This is a genomic window from Mesorhizobium qingshengii (genome assembly GCF_900103325.1).
In the GTDB taxonomy this organism is placed as follows: Bacteria; Pseudomonadota; Alphaproteobacteria; order Rhizobiales; family Rhizobiaceae; genus Mesorhizobium; species Mesorhizobium qingshengii.
On record NZ_FMXM01000009.1, the window covers coordinates 149,182 to 170,413 of the forward strand.

The 21,232-nt window shown below is 64.5% G+C and carries 15 protein-coding genes; 6 read left to right on the top strand and 9 right to left on the bottom strand.

Annotated elements, in window-relative coordinates:
- Positions 1–75: 75 nt before the first annotated feature.
- From BLS48_RS16420 to BLS48_RS16450, 6 genes are all read right to left on the bottom strand, one after another.
- A complete protein-coding gene (locus tag BLS48_RS16420; RefSeq protein WP_091579169.1) occupies positions 76–462 on the bottom strand; it encodes a nuclear transport factor 2 family protein in 387 nt (128 codons plus the stop codon).
- A 110-nt stretch (positions 463–572) separates the two neighbouring features.
- Positions 573–2,099: an ABC-F family ATP-binding cassette domain-containing protein gene (locus tag BLS48_RS16425; protein ID WP_091579170.1), complete on the bottom strand. Its 1,527-nt coding sequence runs from the start codon at positions 2,097–2,099 to the stop codon at positions 573–575.
- A 298-nt stretch (positions 2,100–2,397) separates the two neighbouring features.
- Positions 2,398–2,937, bottom strand: coding sequence for a hypothetical protein (locus BLS48_RS16430; RefSeq protein WP_091579172.1), 540 nt, complete (start codon positions 2,935–2,937; stop codon positions 2,398–2,400).
- Positions 2,938–2,945: 8 nt separating this feature from the next.
- A complete protein-coding gene (locus BLS48_RS16435) occupies positions 2,946–3,845 on the bottom strand; it encodes a DMT family transporter (protein WP_091579173.1) in 900 nt (299 codons plus the stop codon).
- 289 nt (positions 3,846–4,134) lie between these two features.
- On the bottom strand, positions 4,135–7,221 hold the full coding sequence (gene uvrB, locus BLS48_RS16445; RefSeq protein WP_091579177.1) for an excinuclease ABC subunit UvrB: 3,087 nt from the start codon (positions 7,219–7,221) through the stop codon (positions 4,135–4,137).
- 131 nt (positions 7,222–7,352) lie between these two features.
- Positions 7,353–8,975 carry a DUF2778 domain-containing protein gene (locus tag BLS48_RS16450; protein WP_091579475.1) on the bottom strand — a complete coding sequence of 541 codons (1,623 nt, stop codon included), beginning with the start codon at positions 8,973–8,975 and terminating at the stop codon, positions 7,353–7,355.
- A 513-nt stretch (positions 8,976–9,488) separates the two neighbouring features.
- Here BLS48_RS16450 and BLS48_RS16455 point away from each other — a divergent pair.
- The 4 genes from BLS48_RS16455 to BLS48_RS16470 are packed head-to-tail and all read left to right on the top strand — an operon-like array spanning position 9,489 to position 14,360.
- The gene (locus BLS48_RS16455) at positions 9,489–10,358 is read left to right on the top strand and encodes a protein-L-isoaspartate O-methyltransferase family protein (protein ID WP_091579478.1); all 870 of its coding nucleotides are present in this window, start codon (positions 9,489–9,491) and stop codon (positions 10,356–10,358) included.
- 52 nt (positions 10,359–10,410) lie between these two features.
- Entirely contained in the window at positions 10,411–13,116 is a 2,706-nt protein-coding gene (locus BLS48_RS16460) for a spermidine synthase family protein (RefSeq protein ID WP_091579178.1), read from the top strand.
- A complete protein-coding gene (locus BLS48_RS16465) occupies positions 13,116–14,048 on the top strand; it encodes a hypothetical protein (RefSeq protein ID WP_091579481.1) in 933 nt (310 codons plus the stop codon). The genes BLS48_RS16460 and BLS48_RS16465 overlap by 1 nt, the downstream gene beginning before the upstream one ends.
- Before the next feature lie 33 nt (positions 14,049–14,081).
- Positions 14,082–14,360, top strand: coding sequence for a hypothetical protein (locus BLS48_RS16470; RefSeq protein ID WP_091579180.1), 279 nt, complete (start codon positions 14,082–14,084; stop codon positions 14,358–14,360).
- A 138-nt stretch (positions 14,361–14,498) separates the two neighbouring features.
- Here the strand turns inward: BLS48_RS16470 and BLS48_RS16475 are convergent, their stop codons facing one another.
- Positions 14,499–15,755: a hypothetical protein gene (locus BLS48_RS16475; RefSeq protein WP_091579181.1), complete on the bottom strand. Its 1,257-nt coding sequence runs from the start codon at positions 15,753–15,755 to the stop codon at positions 14,499–14,501.
- Between the two features lie 60 nt (positions 15,756–15,815).
- Complete coding sequence (locus BLS48_RS16480) at positions 15,816–18,392, bottom strand: caspase family protein (RefSeq protein ID WP_167365111.1); 2,577 nt, start codon at positions 18,390–18,392, stop codon at positions 15,816–15,818.
- A gap of 203 nt (positions 18,393–18,595) precedes the next feature.
- On the opposite strand from BLS48_RS16480, the gene BLS48_RS16485 reads away from it, so the two are divergent.
- The gene (locus BLS48_RS16485; RefSeq protein ID WP_091579184.1) at positions 18,596–19,654 is read left to right on the top strand and encodes a CapA family protein; all 1,059 of its coding nucleotides are present in this window, start codon (positions 18,596–18,598) and stop codon (positions 19,652–19,654) included.
- Between the two features lie 64 nt (positions 19,655–19,718).
- Positions 19,719–20,690 carry a DUF3137 domain-containing protein gene (locus BLS48_RS16490; RefSeq protein WP_091579187.1) on the top strand — a complete coding sequence of 324 codons (972 nt, stop codon included), beginning with the start codon at positions 19,719–19,721 and terminating at the stop codon, positions 20,688–20,690.
- Between the two features lie 13 nt (positions 20,691–20,703).
- Here the strand turns inward: BLS48_RS16490 and BLS48_RS16495 are convergent, their stop codons facing one another.
- Positions 20,704–21,198, bottom strand: a complete 495-nt coding sequence (locus BLS48_RS16495) for a YegJ family protein (RefSeq protein WP_091579190.1) — start codon at positions 21,196–21,198, stop codon at positions 20,704–20,706.
- Positions 21,199–21,232: the final 34 nt, after the last annotated feature.

Genomic DNA, 21,232 nt, shown 5'->3' on the forward strand with positions numbered 1-21,232 from the left:
TGGTGCCGGCATCATCGTGTCGGCATCCCAAGGACGAGGCAGGTTCAGGCGATCCGACAGCTCGCCGGAATTATTTCAGATGACCGACGCGGCAAGCGCGGTGTCGTAATATTCCACCATCCCGATGATCTGGCCGTCGCGGATCGTCCAGAAATCAGCGGTACGCATGACAAGCTCCTCGCCGGTGGTCTTGCGCGTCAAATGGATCTCGACCTGCGCCGCGATCTTGTCGCCGCCGTCGATGATGTCGACCGGGACGAAGCTCCGGAATTCGAAATCATTGTCCAGCGACATGAGTCGGGCAAGGAACTCCTGCTTGCCGTTGCCTGACCTGATGAAAGGTGCCTGCGGTTCGGCGACCCAGGAGAAGACGACATCGTCGGAGCAGTGGGCCAGCGCGCCCACGATGTCGCGTTTTGCATAGGCATCATAGAGGTTGTTGACGAGGTCCACCCCGCGCATGACCGGTTTCCTCCCTCGGTTTGCGAACCCTCAGGATGCGCCTTTTTCGGACGGTGGGGAAGTGCGGGCCGGCAACCCTGGAATGCCGGCCCGGCGAAGGCATGGCTTTTTCAACCGCCCGCTTCGGCCACCGAGCGGAAGAACTCTTCCGGATCCTCGACTTCGGTCAGCCGTCGCTTCTCGATCAGCCAGAAGCGGTTGCCGATGGCGCGGATGAAGGAGCGGTCGTGCGAGGCGAGCACGCAGCTTGCCTGATGGGCGAGTAGCTCGGCTTCCAGTGCCTCCTGGCCGTCGATGTCGAGATGGTTGGTCGGCTCGTCGAGCAGGTAGAAATTGGGGTTGGTGAGCCTCAGCGCCAGCATCATCAGCCGCGCCTTCTGGCCGCCGGACAGCACGCCGATCCTGCGTTCCTGCATGTCGATGCCGACCCCGGCGCCGGCGAGCAGCGAGCGGGCACGCTGCTCGCCGACATCATGGCGGCGCGAGACCATCGCCAGCGGCGTGTCGTCGCCGCTGATGCCGGACAGCGCCTGGTCGCTGTAGCCGAGCACCGTCGACGGCGTCACCTTGACGTTCCGCACGGTATCCGGCTCGAGGATGGCGTTGCGGATCAGGGTGACGAAGCGCGACTTGCCGACGCCATTGCGGCCAAGCAGCACGATGCGGTCGCCCTGGCAGATGTGGCGCTTGCCGGTCCTGAACAGCAGCGTGCCGTCGGGTGTTTCCACCGCCGCGTCGTCGAGCGTGATCAGCACCTTGGCATGCGTGCCGCGATTGGCGAGCCTGATCGCGCCCGCTGATTTCTCGCGATGCGCCGGGTTCGCCGCGTCTTCCAGTTTCTCCGCACGTTCTCTGAGCTGTTTGGTCTTGACGGTGAGAAGGTCGCTGCCGGAATTGATGCCGATGTTGTTGAGCTTGGCCGCCTGCCGGCGCAGTTGCTGCGCGACCTTCATGTCACGCTGGAACCTGCGCTCGGTCGAGGCGTCGACGTCGTCGAGCGCCTGCCTGGCGCGGGAATAGGGCAGGGCAAACACCGGCGACTGTTCCGGGCGCAGGAACAGCGTCCGGTTGGTGGTCGCGTCGAGGAAGGCGCGGTCGTGGCTGGCGATGACCACCGGCACCTCGCGCGGCAGTGTGTTCAGCCAGGTCTCCAGCTGGCTGATGCGGGCAAGGTCGAGATGGTTGGTCGGCTCGTCGAGCAGCAGCACGTCCGGATCGGTGACCCAGACGCGCGCGATCAGCGCCAGCCTCTGCCAACCGCCGCTCAGTGCCTGCATTTGCCGTTCGCGCATCGGTTCCGGCACGTCGAGCGAATCGAGAACCACGTCGACGCGCCACATCTCGCTTTCGGCCTGCTCGGGCGGCAAGGCGTCGGCCACAACCTGATGGAAGCTGCGACCAAGAAGATGCGGGGCAACGGATTGTTCGACATGGCCGACGCACAGGCCGCGCGTGCGGGTGATGTCGCCGGAGGTCGGCTCCATCTCGCCGGTCAGGCATTTGAGCAAGGTCGACTTGCCGCGGCCATTGGCGGCTACGATGCCGAGGCGGTCGCCGGTGCCGATGGTGAGGTCGAGGTTGGAAAACAGCGGCGCACTCATGGTGACGCCAAGGGATTTGAGGCTGATCAGGGCCATTTTGATTTCTCTGGTCTTGCCGGAAGAAAACTCCGGTTCAATGCACTTTGACGGTGCGCGTGCCGGCCGTCAGGTCGGCGTTGCATCACCACGAAGGGCAGACCAAAAATCGAAGCGGGAAAAACCCGGACCGTCCCTGGTCAGCCCTGCAAGCTAGCTCGCAGGGCAGAAATCGGGCCACGCTGACGATGGTGACGATGAAACGTGAACACGTGAGCCCTCCTTTCAAGACGTTCGAGTGTGGAGACGACTACACCAAGGGCGCGCCCGATGGCAAGTAGCCGGTCTGTAGCAGATATTAGTCTGCCACGTGGAATACCCAGTCGCCTTTGTTTCGCTGGATTTCCTGAGGCGTCAGGAAGTGAAGCTCCATCAGGATAGGCTCTTCCGGTCCTTTGAAGAAATGTAGTTCGGCGTGAGGAAGTACAAGCCGGCGGACAGTTTCAAACGCGCTTTCCATTTTATACTCCTCGCCTTGCAATCCGAGACCTGCAACGCGTGTTCTGGCGGCCGAGAGCGTCATTGCCGGGCTAAAACCATCGAGATCGATTTGGCTATTGCCACTCCATTTCAAAGGCAAAGGCTTGGGGGTATCGGGCATGTGCCAAAGTTTGATGCTGATGCGATTGACACGCGCTCGATTGCGGCTGGTCAGAATGTCGATTTCCAGATCACCGTAGCCCAGCAGAAAGCCGCATGGCTGATCCTGATAGACATATAGCCATTTGGGAAAGCCAAGGTGTTTCTGGACCGGACCAAGATCGGCACCTACCCGCAGCGGCGTGTCCTTGCTGCCTAAAATCAGAGGCAGAATATGGAGTTTGCCTCGTTGCGGCATCGCACAGCTCAGTTGGCCGGAGAGGGCAAGGAGATAGCCTTGCCTTGGCGTGGGAACGGGTCCAGCACCAATATGCAGCCGCCGATGATCGCCACCGCGCCGAAGCCCTGGACGATGGTCAGCGACTCGCCGAGCATGACTGTGCCGACCAGCACCGCGATCACGGTCACGGCGAACTCGACGCTGATCGCTCTGGTGGCGCCGATGCTGGCAACCAGCCGGAAATAGACGACATAGGTCATTGCGCTCATCACGCAGGCGAGAATGCCGAGATAAAGGAAGTCGATGGCGCGCGGCATCGCCGGCACCGGCACGGCCAGAAGCAGCGGCAGCGTCATCAGCCCGCCGAACAGGAAGGCGGCGCTGGTGACTTCGAGCGAACCGACCGCGCGCAGATGGCGGTTGGCATAGTTGCTGCCGAAGGCCGCCGAGAAGGAACTGAGCAAGGAGGCGGCGCAGCCGAGTGCGAAGGATGTCGTCACTGGCACCGAGGGAAAGCCGACGAGGACCACGATGCCGGCGGCGCCGAGCAGCAGCCCGGTCAGCCCGCGAACGGTGATGCGCTCAAGCCCCCACATTTGGGAAAGGATCATCGAGAACAGCGGGATCGCGGCAACAAGGATCGCGGCCATCGCCGTGCCGATGCGCGGGGTGGCATAGGACAAGCCGATCAACTGTGCCGCAACCGTCGTCGCGCCGACTACTGCAAACGGCCGCCAGCCGGCGCTGAAATCGAGCTTGCGTCTGGTCGCGGCCGCCAGCAGCAGCAGGGTGATGCCGGCGATCAGCGACCGCAAGGTCACCGCGCCGATCCAGCCAAAGGCATGCACCACCTTGAGCAGGACCAGGAACGACAGCCCCCAGGTGATGGCCAGGAAGATATAGGAGGCGATGTCTCTGGGTTTCATGGTGTGGTAGCGGGTTTCTGACGCGGAAGGGTTGGATGACAAGGCGCGTATAGGTTCTACTCGCGGCTAGCAAGGCAGAGCGTGTAGCCCAAGAGGAAGAGCTTGTTGTGTCGGAGGGACAGCGCCCCCCTCTGTCCTGCCGGACATCTCCCCCACACGGGGGGAGATCGGCCATCATGGGCCGCCTACGCTAGTCGTCGGCGTCAAAAAAGGATGCCTGGGGCGATACAGCCAATCTCCCCCCTCGTGGGGGAGATGTCCGGCAGGACAGAGGGGGCAGGAAGGATCGCTACCTACCCGGCCTACCCGTCTTGCCCGGCCGGCGCTTTTCGCGACGCGCGTCGCCTGGGTCTTCGTACGAACCGATGCCGGCGCGTTCGCGCTTGACCGGCCTGTCGCCTTCGATCGGTGTCTCGGTCCGACGCACGGTCATCTCGTCGAGCGAGTTCTTCTTGAACAGCGGTTTGACCGGTTCGCCGGGAATGCCGAAGTCGGAGCCGTGCGCTTCCTCAGCCGACTGTTTCTTGAACAACGAGCGCGACACCGCGCCGGCGGGTGTCGGCATGTCGGTGCCGGGGCCCATGTCGTCGAGCGAGGGTTTCGCGAACAGGGGCTTCTTCACCGGCACGGCGCCGTCGGCGCCCATCTCGTCAAGCGCTGGCTTGCGGAAGAGGTTGAGCCGGGCAGCCTTGGCCGCCTCTTCGGCGGCACGTGCTTCGTCGAGCTTGCGGAAACGCTCCTGTTCCTCTGCCGTACGATGCTTGGCCACGCCCTTGTTGTGCTTGCCCTTTTCGCGACCCGAAACCGGGCTTTCCATGTCGGCATATTTGGCCAGCGGGTCTTCGGAGATCGACAGTTCCATCTCGCGCAAGCGCTTGATCTCGTCGCGGATGCGGGCCGCCTTCTCGAAGTCGAGATTTGCGGCGGCGTCGCGCATCTGTTTCTCCATGGCGTCGAGATGGGCCTTCAGGTTGTTGCCCATCATGGCGCCGGCGCTGTCGGTGAATTGCGAAATGTCGGCGCGGACGTGGTCCTTCTCGTAGACCGAATCCAGAATGTCGGAGATGCGCGACTTCACCGATTCCGGCGTGATGCCGTTGGCCGCGTTCCACTCCATCTGCTTTTCGCGGCGGCGGCTGGTCTCGGCCATCGCCCGTTCCATCGAGCCGGTGACCTGGTCGGCATAGAGGATGACCTTGCCGTCGACGTTGCGGGCGGCGCGGCCGATGGTCTGGATCAGCGAGGTTTCCGAGCGCAAAAACCCTTCCTTGTCGGCATCGAGAATGGCGACGAAGCCGCATTCGGGAATGTCGAGGCCCTCGCGCAGCAGGTTGATGCCGACCAGCACGTCGAAGGCGCCAAGGCGCAGGTCGCGCAGGATCTCGATGCGTTCCAGTGTATCGATGTCGGAGTGCATGTAACGCACCCGCACGCCCTGTTCGTGCAGGTATTCAGTCAGGTCCTCGGCCATGCGCTTGGTCAGCACCGTCACCAGCGTGCGGTAGCCGGCCTTGGTGGTCTCGCGGATCTCGCCGACGACATCGTCGACCTGGCTCTTGGCCGGGCGCACCTCGACCGGCGGATCGATCAGGCCGGTCGGGCGGATCACCTGCTCGGCGAAAACGCCGCCGGCCTGCTCCATTTCCCAGCCGCCCGGAGTTGCCGAAACCGCGACGGAGAGCGGGCGCATGGCGTCCCATTCCTCGAAGCGCAGCGGCCGGTTGTCCATGCAGGAGGGCAGACGGAAGCCATATTCGGCCAACGTCGCCTTGCGCCTGAAGTCGCCGCGATACATGCCGCCGATCTGCGGCACGGTGACATGGCTTTCGTCGATGAAGACCAGCGCGTTGTCGGGAATGTATTCAAACAACGTCGGCGGCGGATCGCCGGGCTGGCGGCCGGTCAGATAGCGCGAATAGTTCTCGATGCCGGCGCAGGAGCCGGTGGCTTCCAGCATCTCGAGGTCGAAACGGGTGCGCTGCTCCAGCCGTTGCGCCTCCAGCAAACGGCCGGCGCGCTCAAGCTCGACCAGCCGGTGCTTGAGCTCTTCCTTGATCGACTTGATGGCCTGGTTGAGGGTCGGGCGCGGCGTCACATAGTGCGAGTTGGCGTAGATCTTGACGCTTTTCAACTCGCCGGTCTTCTGGCCGGTCAGCGGGTCGAACTCGGTGATCTGCTCGATCTCGTCGCCGAACATCGAGATGCGCCAGGCGCGATCTTCCAAGTGGGCGGGAAAGATCTCGATCGTGTCGCCACGCACGCGGAACGAGCCGCGGACGAAATTGATGTCCTGGCGCTTGTATTGCTGGGCAACGAGATCGGCGAGCAAAGCGCGCTGGTCGAGCCGGTCGCCGATCTGCATCTGGAAGGTCATCGCCGTATAGGTCTCGACCGAGCCGATACCGTAGATGCAGGACACCGAGGCGACGATGATGACGTCGTCGCGCTCGAGCAGCGAACGCGTCGCCGAATGGCGCATGCGGTCGATCTGCTCGTTGATCGAGGATTCCTTCTCGATGAAGGTGTCGGTGCGCGGGACGTAGGCTTCCGGCTGGTAATAATCGTAGTAGGAGACGAAATACTCGACGGCGTTTTCGGGGAAGAATTTCTTGAACTCGGAATAGAGCTGCGCGGCCAGCGTCTTGTTCGGCGCCAGGATCAGGGCCGGGCGCTGCGTCTCCTCGATCACCTTGGCCATGGTGAAGGTCTTTCCCGAGCCGGTGACGCCGAGCAGCACCTGGGTGCGGTCGTTGTTGTCGACGCCTTCGACAAGGTCCTTGATTGCGGTCGGCTGGTCGCCGGCCGGCTCGAAGTCCGACACCATCTTGATGGCGATGCCGCCTTCCGATTTTTCGGGCCGGGCAGGGCGGTGCGGCGTCCACAGCACGCCGTCCTTGTGCAGCGGATTGCCGGATTCGATCAGCGCCGACAGCGCGGCCACCGTGGCGGTGACGCTGCCGGAGGCCATGGTCTCGGCGTCTTCCAGCGAGATGTCGAGGCCGGCGACCGGATTGAGGCCGGCCGCGGTGCGCTCCCTGGCTGTCGCCGCGCCACCCATCGAGGTGCCGCGCGCGGTGCGGCCGGGCGAAGATGAGCGCTCGGGGATCTTCTTCGACGGCTTCGGCGACTTGCCGCCGCCACCCTTGCCGGTCAGACGTCCTTCCTTCTCGGCCTCCTGCTCGATCTGCTCGGCCCAATCCGCGATCGAACCGGTCAGCGGCGTGCCCGACAGTTCGGGCTGCGGCATTTCGGCGAAGCCGCCCCTGTGCAGCGGCTCCGAGGCATCGAGGAAATCAGTCAGCGGACTGCGCCGCTTCGGCGCGGCGCGGTCGTCATTCGCCGTCGGCGGCGTTCTTTTATCGGAGGATTTGGCCATGTCCCGAATATGGGAGGTCTTGGTCAAAATGGAAAGAGTGGGATGGCTGGAGGCATGCCGCCAAGCGCGGCTGCTGACAGAAGGCTGTCAGGAGCGGGCGGGACAGGGTCGCGCGCCTGTCCCACTACCGGTCAGGCGCCGCTGCCGTTTGATGCCACCCGCGTCGCTGATCCGTTCAGGCGCGGCACCACGACGAGGCGCGTGACCTTGCCCTTCTTGAAGGCGGCAAGGAAGCGGCCGTAGTCCTTGAAAACGACGCAGCCATTCGATTCGGCGCGGCCGCCGCGCAGCATGTAGCTATGGGCGAGCAGGCCATCGCGGCCATATTTGTTGCCGCCACTGACAGGCGTGAGACGAATGGCCTCAACACCGTGGAAACGCGATTCGCGCAGCGACAGATTGTAGGTGTTGGGTGGTGTCGGCCCGCGATCCTTCTTATCGACATAGCGCGGCTGGTCGACCATGGCGCCATACCCCGAATGCGCTTCGAGCCGCTGGCCGTCCGGCAGGTAGACCGTTCCAGCGCTGATATCGTAGACGGCAACGCCGCGGCCGGCTCCGGTCCTGGCGTTCGGCGCGCCGAACAGGTTCTTGAACGCCTGGCCGAGGCCGCCGGCGGGAACGTCGGGCTTGGCATAGGCCAGCATGTCGCCACCATCGGCCGGCCGGCCTTGCCGGGCCGGCTGAGCTGGTCTGCCGGCCTGCTGGACCGGCTTTGTCGGAGGAGCCGGCTTCTGCTGCACGATCTTGGGCGGTTGAGCCGGCTTTTCCTGCTCCACGGACTTGGGCTGCTGCGGCGCGTCGAATTGCGGACGGCGGGTCGGCAGCGGCACGTCGTCGGTCAGCGCGTCCGGCAAGGAGGCGGCATCGCCGGGCTGTTCCTGCTGGGTTTCGACAGGCGCGACCGCGACATCGGCCGGGGATTCGGTCATCGGCAGCGGCGAGGCGAATGCCTCGTCCTCGACCGGCAGCGACCTGACAAGGGCCAGTGCCAGTTGCGAGTCGCTTGGCGTCTCCGACTGGGCAAAGCCCATCGGCTGCGGCGCGGTCTGCACGACGACGGAGCCGGTATCGACGCGGGCGAAGCGTTCCGCCGCCGGAGCCGGAATGTCATCCGACAGGCTGGCCACCACGGTGGCGGACGGCACCAGGGATGCCTCGGCAACTTGCGGCGCGACGCTGGAAATCACGGGACGGGCGTTAGCCGCGACGGCAGGCTTTCCGGCATCGGCAAAGACGGCGGCAAGCCGGCTCGGCGACAGCGACGCTTCAATGCGTTCGAAACGCTCTTGCGATTTCGACTTTGCGACCGTCGGGACGGCCATTGGCTTCGCTTGCGCCACGAGGCGCGCGGATTTTTCGGCCTGGGGGCTCACCCCGGCCAGCCTGAAGCAGCGCGCGCCGCATTGCACGGCATGGTCGTGCAGGGCCTGCGTGCCGCCATGGGCATTGGCCAGCGCGAACGGCGCCGAAGATGTGAGGAAATGCTGCTTCAGAGGATCGGCAAGGGCAAGCGAGCCCGGCATCGCCAGCGTCTGCGGCAGGCCGCCGGACGTTGCCGACAGCGAGGCGCCGACGGAACTCAGGCCGACCACGGTGCCGACCAGCCACAAGCCAACGGCAGCGCTGACGCCGGGCACCGCGACCCAGCGGACGATCCGTTCAGGGTTGAAGGAAGAGGAACGCGGCGCGTCACAGGCGGTCCCGCCGTCCCAACGCTCGTCCCCGACAATTGTTCTACTCAAGAACGCCATGCGACCAATCTTGCTCCAACCGGCTCCCACGTCCGCGGCTGTGATAGCCGCGACGACCATTCTGTGAGTGATCCCAGGTGGTCCCCGACGCGTTTTCCGCGTCTGTCGTTAGTTGCCGATTGCTTCAAAATATGGACAAAGTTGGTTAACCAATCCCTCTCAAAACCAACAAGAGACGCGGACTTTGTGCCGAAGAAGGCTTGTCCACGACCATGAACGCGGTATTGGAGCCCTTCCAATGGCTTTTTTGCTGCCTGTTTTTGCCGTTCAAGTCAAGCAAAACAGCCCTTGCTAATTGACGCAGAAGGCTTTTCGGCCGGTCGTGTTGCAACGACGCACGCCGTTGCGTATTGCCGAACAAGCCTGGGCACCCGGCAAAACTGTTGCCCTCCTGCCACAATTTCTCCGTCCGGGTGGCAGCCTCTCGACGGGCATTGACTCGTTTTGGGAGGAAGTGCAATCGGGGTAAGTGCTTGGTTTTGGGTGGCAAAGGCCACTTTCGGAGGCTTTTCCATGAAGCGTCGGGACTTCTTGGCGCTGTCGGCGGGTGCGGCGGCGTTTTCCCTTCTTCCAGGCGCCGTCAAGGCGAACGTGCCGGTGCCCTACGACCGGAACGCCGAGGTGCCGGTGAACGACAAGAAGGCGTTCATCGAGTGGATGGTGGCCAATCGCGGCGAGGATCCGAAGTTTCTGGCCGAGCGATTCGATCGCTTCCAGATCATGGTCTACAACAAGGACGTGCTGGACGACCGCAACAAGCGCGCCTTCCTGCTGACACCGCGCGAAGAGTTCGTGCTGCCGCAGAATCTGGGGCGCGCCTATGATCATGCTTTCCTCGACATCGGCTATGGCGTGACGATATCCGGTCCGCATCTGGTCGGACGCATGACGACGGCCATCGACGTGCAGCTTGGCGAAGCCGTGCTCGAGATCGGCACCGGCTCCGGCTACCAGTCGGCCTACCTGGCCAATCTCACTGACAAGGTGCACACGATCGAGATCATCAATCCGCTGGCGCAGCGCACCCGCCGCACCTATGACGCGCTGATCGAGCGCGGCTACAGCGAGTTCGGCTCGGTCACCAGCCGTAATGCCGACGGCTATTATGGCTGGGAAAGCGTCGGTCCGTTCGACAAGATCATCGTCACCTGCGGCATCGACCACATTCCGCCGTCGCTGTTGCAGCAGCTCAAGCCCAATGGCGTCATGGTCATTCCGGTCGGGCCGCCGGGCGCCCAGCACGTGCTCAAGGTGATCAAGCAGCAACTCGCCGACGGCACGTTCAACATCGTCCGCTCGGACATCTACAATGGCAAGGTGGTGCCTTTCGTGCCCTTCACCAAGCTGGAAGGCGACCAGATCGTCGGCACGCACAACGGTTGAGTTGCCCGCCGGCCCGAGCCTGCCGAGCTAACCGCCGCATCAAGGGGCCTGAATGACGGCTGTCGTATCGACCTCTCGACCAAGCATCGCCTCGCTGGAGGCGCCGCGGCTCGCGCACTACCTCGCGGTCGGGCTGATCGCCGGCGCCATCATCGCGCTGCAGATATCCGTCATGCGGGTGTTCGCCGTCGGCAGCTGGTCGCATTTCGGCTCGCTGGTGGTGAGCCTCGCCATGCTCGGCTTCTCGCTGTCCAGCGTCGTCATCTTTGCCGGCAAGGACTGGTTCGACCGGCACTGGCAAGGGGCGGCCACATCAGCCCTGCTGCTGATCGGCCCGCTCGCCGTCGCCTCCAACCTCGTTGCCCAGACGGTGCCGTTCAACGCCATCTTCCTGGTCTCCGACCCCGAGCAGAAATGGCGGCTGCTGGCTAATTTCCTGCTCTATCTCCTGCCGTTCCTGGCCGGTGCGTTCTTCCTCGGCATCGTCTTCCTGAAAAGCCGCACCGCCTTCGGCCGCGTCTATTTCGCCGATCTCACCGGCTCGGGGCTCGCCGGCCTCGCCGTGCTGGTGTCGATGTATCTGTTCGCGCCGGAAACCATCATCGTCGTGCCGCTGCTTTTATGGGCGGCCGGCTCGATCCTGTGGTTCCTCGCTTTCGGCGCCTGGAAGAGTGTCGTCGCCGGTGTGGTCGTGGCGGCGCTGTCGATCGCCGGCTACCTCATGCTGCCCGGCCTGCTCGGCATCCCCGACATCGCGGTGTCGCAGTACAAGGGCGTCGCCTATGCGCGCAACTTTCCCGACGGCAAGCGCATCTACCGCAACGTCTCTCCGTTCGGCGACCTGCAGGTCTATGCCAGTTCCTACATGCATTTCGCGCCGGGCCTGAGCGACAACGCCGCCTTCGGCATGCCCGAAGTTCCGGCCAACACCTATGTCGGCATGTATCGCGACGGCGACGGGCCGGAAGGCATCATGCGCAACCTGGCGCCGGCCGAGCAGGTCTATTTCCGCTATCTGCCGATGCACTACCCCTACGTCATCAAGACGAAACCCAAGACCTTCGTCGTGCAGTTCGGCGGCGGCATCTCCACGCAAGCCGCGCTCAATGCCGGCTCGACCTCGGTCGCCGTCGCCGAGAGCAACCCGATGACATTGCGGGCGTTCCGCGACCCGGTGCTGAAGGACGTCACCGGCGATATCCTGGCCGAGCCGCGGCTCAAGGTGATCGATTATGATGGGCGCCTGTTCCTCGCCAACACGACAGAGCGCTACGACGTCATCGATCTCAGCCTCGCCGACAGCGTCGGCCTGTCCAATCCGGGCGGCTTCGCCATCTCGGAGAAATACGCCTATACGCACGAGGCGATGCTGAGCTACATGCGCGCGCTCGCCGATGGCGGCGTGCTGTCTGTGACCTTGTGGAACAAGGAAGAGCCGCCGAAATCGGTGCTGAAGCTCTATTCGACCATCGCCGAGGCGGCCAGGACGTTCGACCGCCAGGGCGCTGCCAACGACATCTTCGCCGTGTCGAGCTATCTGTCGACGACGACGGTGCTGTTCAAGCGCGGCGGCTTCACCGAGGCGGAAATCAAGACGCTGCGCGACTACACCAAGTCGATGTCGTGGGAGGAAGTCTACTATCCCGGCATGCCATATGACGGCTCGACGGCGCAAAAGGTCCTCGACGATTATCGCGCCTCGATCTTCGGCAGCGGCGAGGATGCGACGCTCACCCAGCCCGCCGCCGATACCACCGCTCCGGCCGATCCGACCGCGCCAGCGAATCCCGACTGCGACCCGACGGCGCCGGCGGATCCGACGCTCGATGCCTGCGCCAACGCAGGCGGCGATGCCGGGCCGGACGTGCTGCCGGCGACCGCGCTGCAGCGCATGGCTTGGCACGCGCTTTTGACCGGCGGCTGGGAAAAGCTCGCCAGCGACTATGTCTTCGACGCGCGGGCGCTGAGCAACGACCAGCCCTATTTCGCCGCCTATGTGAAGGTCGCCGACCTGCCGAGGACGCTGGACAGGCTCGACCTGTTCCAGGACGACTGGGGTTATCTGCTGATCTGGGCGACGCTCGGCATTGCCTGCATTACGGCGGCGTCGCTGGTGCTGCTGCCGGTCATATTCGGCTGGCGCATCGTCTTCTCGCGCTCGCGCGGCAAGCTCGGCACCATCCTCTATTTCGCCTGTCTCGGCCTCGGCTACATCATGGTCGAGGTCGGGCTGATCAGCCGCTTCACCGTGGCGCTCGCCAATCCGACCGTGTCGGCCTCGGTGCTGATCTCGTCGATGCTGGTGTTTTCCGGTCTCGGCAGCCTGTTTGCCGAACGCATCTTCGACCGCGCCAGAACGCTTCTGCCTGTCTTGTTGCTGGCGATCTGCGTGCTGCTGCTGGCCTACGGCTTCTATTTGTCGCCGGTGCTCGACTGGATCGGCGCCTATCCCTATGCCGTGCGGCTGCTGCTCTGCTTCCTGCTGGTGTCGCCGCCGGCCTTCCTGATGGGCATGCCGATGGCCACCGCCATGACCTGGCTGGCGCGGCTCGGCAAGGAGCATTTGTTCGTCTGGGCCTGGGGCATCAATGGCTGCTTCTCGGTGATCGGCTCGGCCGCGGTGCCGATCGTCGCCACCAGTTTCGGCCTCAGCGCCGTGCTGCAATGGGCGGCGATCGCCTATCTCATCGCCATCCCGGCTTTCTTCGCGGTGCTGCTGCCGTCGAGGGCGCCGTCCATCCGATTGGTGACGGCCTGATGCCCGACCGGCGCGCCATCATCGCCGGACTGCTGGCCGCGGCAACCTTCCCGGCGGCGAGCCCGGCGGCGCGCTTGCGCAAGGCCATATCGACGATCGTGCCGTTCAAGACATCGCCATTCCCCTACCGGGGAAAGCTGCCCGACGGTTCCGGGCCCTTTCTCGACGTGACGGCCAATGGCCGGCACGGCCACACCTCGCCGCGCGGCGGCATCTACTGGGAAGACGAGACCTATTCCGACCGAAGCACGCTGCTGGCGGTACCGAAAGGGTTCGATCCGGCCAAGCCGGCGGTCATCGTGGTGTTCTTCCACGGCAATGGCGCCACCTTGCAGCGCGACGTCGTCGGCCGCCAGCGGGTGGTCGCGCAGGTCGAGGCGTCCGGCCTCAACGCCGTGCTGGTGGCGCCTCAATTCGCCAGCAACGCGCAGGATTCCAGCGCCGGCAATTTCTGGACGCCGGGCGCCTTTGCCAGGTTCATGACCGAGGCGGCCCAAGGCCTGGGCAAGCTGACCGGCGCCAAGGCGGCGAAATTCGACGCCATGCCGGTGGTGCTGGTCGCCTATAGCGGCGGCTACAACCCTTCCGCCTCCGTGCTGAAGAACGGCGACATCGGCGGCCGCCTGCTCGGTGTCATCCTGCTCGACGCGGTGTTCGACGAAGCGGACATTTTCGCCAACTGGATCGCGCGCCACAGGAAGAGCTTCTTCGTCAGCGCCTATGGCCAGTCCTCGGCCTCCGGCAATGCGCAGATCCGGCAGTTGCTGGCAGGGCAGGGCATCGACGCCAGTTCGGATCCGCCGCGCCGGCTCGAAGCCGGCACCGTCGCCTTCCTCGCCTCGGATGCAGCCCACGACAGCTTCGTTAACCGCGCCTTCGTCGGCAACCCGCTGCATTGGCTGCTGGCCCGCCTGCGCGGGTTTCCGCGCTAAGTCCTCTTACCACTCCCGTCCCGGTTCCCGGCCATGCTTCTGACCGCCATTGTCATCGCCCAAATATTGGACCCGCTCCGGATCGTGCTGGTTGGGGTCGCCTATTTCCTCAGCCGGTTGGTTGAGCGGCCGGGCATGGGCTGGTTTGGATTGCTTGCGGCGATTGCCGTGATCGCCGCTGCATTTCCGTTCGTGATATTCGGCCAGTCCGGCGATATCGCCTGGACCGCCGCCGCGGTCGGGGTGATATCGAACGCGCTCATAACCGCCGTCTTGGCCGGGCTGCTGCGGCTCCAGCGCCGGTTTTTCTGATCGTCGGCACGTCTCATCTCGGCAGGGCGCCGTCGATGCCGATGTCGGCAATCGTTGCCAGTTCGGCGGCGACAGCGGCGGCGCGGCGTGCCGGCCACCTCTCTCCCATTTCATGGGGGCGAGGAAGCCAAGCCTTGTTCAGTTGAACCACAGCGCAAACGTAAGGAACCCGCCACCGCCGAACTCGCGCTGGATCTGGTCGAAATCGTCGCTGGTCAGGATCTTGCCGCTTTCGAGGTAGGGCGCGATGGCCGGGCCGGTGATCGACAGCACGAGGTCGAAGGGCTTCGGCTCGTCGAAGAAGCGCTTCATGTTGATGCCCTTGCCGGTGATGCGGAAATGCGGCAGCAGCACGCGGCCTTCGAGCAGATCTTCCGCCATCGTCAAGGTGGCGAGCCAGGCCGCGACCTGCTCCTCGCCGACTTCGAGGCCGGTGAGCTGGTTTTCGCCCTTCTGCTGCGGTCCGGGCAGCCATTCGCGGTCATTGTCGGTCTCGGCGCGGATTGCCTTCCAATCCTCGCGCGACAGCCGGATCATTTCGAGCAGTTCGCGGCGCGCCGCTTGTCGGCGTTCCGGTTCGACCACCGGCCAGTTGATCATGTGCACCATCGAGATGAAATCGGCGATACGCCATTCCGAGGAGAAGATGCTTGAGCCCATCTCGCTCGGCGGGGGCACGAGAATGTCCTGCAACGGCAGCTTGGCGCGCGGGAACAGCATGTGGAACGAGCCGTCGAAAGTGTTTTTGAAATCATGCGCCAGCCAGAAATCGGCCTGCGCCATCAGGAACTCGGCATAGCCCTGCAGCCAGAAACCGTCGGCGCGGTCGAAGCGGAAGGTCAGCGCCGGTGCCGCGTCGTCCGGCGCGCTGCCGCCGCGCGACAGCGCGGCCATGATGGCCGCCATGCTTTCGTCCGGCGCGATCATGCCATCCTCGTTGAGGTCGATGCCGACATGGGTGAGGTCGATGACCATGCCGATATCGGCATCGGCGGGCACCGAATCCAGCGTGGCGGCGGATTTCTCCAGCCGGTCGCGGAAGGCGGCCAGAATGGCGCGGAACTGCTCGTAGGTCAGCGGTTCGGGGTTGGGATTGTCGGGCACCGGCAACCGCATCAGCGGCAGCATGAAGGATTGCGGGCTCTCGAAGCCATGACGGTGCAGGCCGCTGGCCAGGATCTCCAGCGCGGTGAAGAATTCACCGGCGCCGGCCGCATAGGCTGATGCCGGATCCTTGGGCGCGGCGGCCTCCAGCGTCGACAGGGCGCTGTCGCGCGCGGCCACGGTCTTCGCCTCGAACAGGGCGGTTGCCGCTTCGGGCATTGCTGCCCGGGCCGAAGACAATGGCACGAGCATAATGAAGGCGGATGCCAGCAGGCTCGAAAGTCGGTTCATCGTGGTCCTCCGGTTTGCCGTTCCATCGCGATCATAAACACAATCGGCGACGCGCGCCCGTCACTTCAGCGCCGCCAGCGCCTTGTCGATTTCGGCCATCTGCCCCTGGAAGTAGCCGTCATATTGGGGATAGCCGGCGTCGTGACAAAACGACCAGGCCAGTTGCATCCGCTGCCTGGCATCCCCGAGCAGCCTGGCATCGCCGTTCTTGCGGCCGAGGATAAGCAGCCCGGCGCCGACCCCGCCTTGCAGGGACGCCCATTGCAGCGGCGCGCTCTCTTTCGTCCACTCTTTCAAGGCTTCGTCATAGGAGGCGAGACCGGCCCGGATGGTCGCGTCATCGCCCGTCCGCTCACCGGTCAGGACGAGGGCGCGGGCAAGATTGTTGTGCGCGGTCGCCCAACTGAACGGCTCGCGTTTGCGCGTCCATTCCTCCAGTGCGTTGCGGTAGGCATTGGCCGCCAGCGTAAGGTTCTGCGTGCCTTGCTCGCGCTGGCCGATAGACAACATGGCGTTGGCCAGGTTGTTCTGTTCCGTCGCCCACAGCAGCGGCACGCGCTCGCGGGTGTTTTCACTGAGCGCGGCATTGTAGGCATCCACTGCCTGTTGCAGCAGGTCGCTGCCGTCGAGCCGGTCGCCGATTGCCCATAGCGCGCTGCCCAGGCCATCCTGCGCGGCGGCCCAGGACAGGGGGTCGAGGTCGCGGGTCAGCGTGTTCAGCACATCCTCATAGGCATCGACGGCTTCATGCAACCGATCCGGCTGGTTGCCGCGCAGGCCGATCCACGCGATGGCGTCGGCTTCGCCCTTGCGCGCCAGCGCCCATTTGACGGGTTGCTCCTGTCGCGAAATCGCCTGCCGGGCGGCGGCGAAGGCAGTCGCCGCCAACTGGTATTGCTCCGGGCCGCTCTTGCGCATCCCAAGCATTACCAGCGCCGTGCCGAGATTGGACTGGGCCTCCGCCCACAGCGAAGGATCGACCTGCTTGATCCCGCTGGAGACGATGCCGGAGAAGATGCCGACCGCCTGCTCCAGCGACGCAGAGCCGCTCTGGCGCTGCCCATACATATACATCGCCAGGCCGAAATCGTTCTGGGTCATTATCAATTGAGGTGTCAGGCGATCCTGGGGAAGCAGCTTGGCCGCTTCGGAAAATGTTCGCATCGAGGCCTGCAGAGCCTTGTTGTCGCCGCGAAACGTGCCGTAGGCGCGGATGGCATTGGCTTCAGCCAGCTTGTAGTGCCAGGCGAGGCCAGCGTCCCATTTCTTCACCTGTTCGAACGCCTTGCGGTAGTCGTCGGCCGCCTTCATCTGCTGGAAGGCGAGGAAATAGGTATCGCCGCTGCGGCTGTAGACTTCGGCGAATTCGATCCGCCTGGCCTTGACGTCGGCCTCGGCCCGATCGACGGTTTTGGACAGTCGCGCGACACGCGCCTTGGCCTGTTGCTGGAACTGGATCGCTGCTGTCACCGCGCCGTCGGCCAGCGCCTTTTCGGCGAGATCCGACAAGCGGACGATGTCTACGTCCGTGCTCTTCAGCGTCTGCCTTTCCGCAATGATGGTCTTGAGATGTTCGGTCTGGCCGCGCAGCAGCCGGTCCAGTTCGCGCGGGTCGCTGGGCACATCGGTGCCTAGCGCGGCGAGCAGGCCGTAGAGCGTTCCGAGCGGCACGGCTTCCGAATTGGCGGCGGCCTCGACAAGGTGGCGCGTGTCGGCGGCCGTCTTGGCGATGGTCAGCAGCAGCTTGCGACGCTCGCCGCGGATCGCGGCGTCGTCACCGGCCGCCTGTTCCGGCGACAGGCCGAAATAGAGCAGCCGGCGCAGGCTGGCATTGGTCCATGGCCGCTGGCGCCCGCCGGTCTGCACATAGACCTCCTCGGCCACCATCGTCATGACGTCGCCGAAGGCAAAACCGCCGGCTGCCAGATGTTTCAGCAGCGCGGCGGCATAGGGGCTGTTGCCGCCGGCATCGCCATCGAGCGCGGCGTGGCCGGGCTCGGCGGCAAAGCCGATCACCTCGCCCAGGCTTTGCGGCGCGTCGGCGGCATCGGCGAGAGGGGCGGCTCCGCGCGTCAGGTCGAGCCCGGCGGCGGCGACGGGTGCAGGACCGGAGGAGGTGACGATGGTCGCCCCGGCGGGGAACGGGTTGGTGCGGCAGGCGTCCAGCAACACGATGGCGACGGGAACCTTGGCCTTCAGTTCGGCCAGCAGGCCCGATAGCGGAACTAGGTTCTTGCCGGCATCGGCGAGCGCGGATGGGTCGGCGCCGACCGGCACCAGATAGTTCTCGCCGCCGGCCTCGATGCCATGTCCCGAATAGTAGAGCAGCGCCACATCGGCGCCGGCCGCGTCCTCGACGAAACGTTGCAGGCCGCGGTCGAGCCTGGTCTTGTCGCCATCAGTGACGGAGGTGACATCGAAGCCGAGTTCACCGAGCAGGCGATCGACCGCGCGGGCGTCGTTGGCGGGGTTGGGCAGGGCGGTCAGATGTTCGTAGCGGGATTCGCCGATGACCAGCGCCACGCCGCGCATCGGCTTTGCGTCATCGGCCCAAGCGGAAGGCGCGTTGAGAAACAAGGCGAGGCAAAAGGCCAGCAGCAACGCCGCGAACCTGGTCCCGCAATGCCGGTCGACCATCCCCATCTTTCCGCCCGAAAGATCCAAACCCGGCCCCATGCTAATGCGCTGACCGTGGCGGCTCAATGGCGCAGTCGCGGCGGCGCGGTGAATGTCTGGCGGCAAAACGGTTGCGACGACAAGGACAAGCCCCTTGATTGTTGCCGGATGCGCTTCAACCGGCCCAGCGGACGGTCTACACAGGGCAAACGATTGGGCATCGCGTGTCGAATTATCCGCTTTCCTACAAACTGTCCTGGCTGCCGCGTTTCCTGAAGCCGTCGCTCGGCGGCGACGTCGGAGAATTCGCGCCGATAGCCGCAACGACGATGGCGCCACCGCCGACGCGGACGGTGCGGCTTGCCTTCGTCGGCGACATCTCGTCGGTGGCCAATCGCGGCGCGCCGGACTGCGATCCGGCGATCATGACACTGCTCGGCGCAGCCGACCTGGTGATCGGCAATTGCGAAAGCCCGATCGTGGACAGACCGAGTGCCGTGCTGGGGACGAAGCTCGGCACGCATCATGCCATGACCGGGCGCTTTCTTGATGAGGCGCTTGCCGCGGCAGGCATCCCGCATGACAAGCTCGTGCTGTCGCTGGCCAACAATCATGTGTTCGACCAGGGCGTCGCCGGTTTCGACGAGACCGTGGCGGCGCTGAAGCGGCTCGGCATCCGCACAATCGGCCTCACCGCCGATGGTCCGGTGCCTGTCAAAGTCGGACCGCTGACATTGGGCTTCGCCGCCTTCACGCTCTGGCGCAACGCCGACGCTGACCTGTTTGCCGGCCGCGTGTCGATGGATGGTGATCCGGCGCGCTGGCCGCGCGACGCCGGTTTCGATCTTACCTGTGCCGTACCGCATTGGGACTGGGAGTTCCGGCATTTCCCGCGCGCGGAAACGCGGGCGCTGGCCAGGCAGTTGGCCGGGCAGGGCGTCGGGCTGATCGCCGGCCATCACGCCCATGTCGTGCAGCCGGTGGAACGGATCGACGGGACGATCGTCGCTTATGGGCTGGGCGATTTCCTTGGCACCGCCTTTGCCCGTCAGCCATGGCCCGGACGCATTGGAGGCATCCTCGTCGTCGATGTCAGTGCCGATACCGGCACGCGCGGTGCCATCGCGTCTTACCGTCTGCATCCGTTCATGCGGCTGCGGGCCGGTGATCATGAGCGGCTGGTGCCGGTGGAGGTGCTGGAGGGTGGAATGCGCGGTAGGGTCGAAGGTCGGCTGAGGGCGATTTTTCCTTCTCTCGCAACGCAAGAGGATGTCACCGTCTAACCGTCTGGTGGCCCCCGCAAAAACGACTATCATGCGGTGGCAGAGGCAGGCTCGCGGGGCGGCGATGGAAACAGCGGATTTCATGCCAAGCGAAGCCGACATCGCCAATATCCGGAAAGACATCGAGATCTACGAGGCGGCGAGGGCCTCGGCGGTCCGGCAAGTGCGCTGGCGGGTGCCGTTGTTCGTTGGCCTGGTGCTTGTGTTCGTCGTGCTGGTCGCCTGGCTGTTCAACAAGGTCGCCGATCCCAACGAGCAATGGTTCTCGACGCCACATGTGTTTCTCTATCTCGTCGGCTTCGCGGCTTCGATCCTGCTCTATTTCCGGGCGATCAGGCCGGCGACGCGGCTGCGGCAATCGTTCCGCGAGACGCTGCTGCCGATCATCTTCGGCTTCATCAGGGATATGCGTTACCAGCACGATGTGACGCCGAATTCCTTCGACCGGTTGCCGCGCGAGACGGTCGGCGGCTTCACCATGAGCCGCTTCGACGACATCATAGCCGGACGCTACGACGGGTTTCCGTTCGAGCTTTATGAGGCAGACCTGTGGGACGGGGCGGCAACCAAGAACAGGGCGACAACCTTCAAGGGCGTCATTGTCGCCTTCGAGACGGTCGAGCCGTTCCCCGGCATACTGGTGGCGGCGCGGCGGGCCAACGCGGTCATGGGCTTCTTCCGCGGCATGTTCACAGCGAGGATGCAGGAGTTGTCATCGGGCGTTCCCGAGCTCGATGCCGCCTATGAATTCCGCACCGACAACATCGAAGCGGCGCGGCCGCTGGTGACTGGCCGGCTGGCGCAAGCGCTGAAATGGCTGGGTGAAACCTGGCCGGACGATCCGGCCCGCATCGCGCTCAACGGCAGCGACGGTTTCCTGCTGCTGCCGCAGACGAAGAATTTCTTCGAGCTGCCGGATATCTCGGTGCCGCTCGACTACACCAGGCACGTCGCGCCGATGATATCGGACATGGGCGCGATGCTGGCGACGGCAGCGCTGGTGCGCAAGATCGGCGCGAAGGACGAGGCAGGTTAGTCCGGCCGGAACATCAGCAATCGAAGCCGTATTTGTCGCGCATAGTGTCCGCTTCTTCCTTCGACATTCTCTTGAACATCACGCAGACGGTGAAGCTGCCGACCTGACGCCCGTCGCGTGTGTACCCCCAGTCGGAAATATCGTCCCGGGTGAATTCTATGTCCTGGCCGAGGACGACGTTGTGCACTTCCTCCGGCTCGTTGGCCAATATGCCGACAAACCCGGTTTCGGTGCGACGAAAAGGTATGACCCAGAAGTGTTCGATGACGTGCCCGTCCCGCACCTTGACCTTCAATTTGAACCTGTCCGTGCCGGAGGGAGGGGCCTCGGACAATGCCAGGAATTCGTCCAGCCTGGCGAGCGCCTGCGCGGTCGCCGCCGCCATGTCTGGATCGCCGGGAGTAAAGATAACCGTTTTGTCGTCGGCTGGATCGGCGCTTTGTGCGCCGGCCGATCCCGGAGCAAGCGCCAGCATCAGAGATATCACGGCCCGGACTGCAAGTTTCATTGGATGATGGCCCCCCTCCATAACGGTCGATACC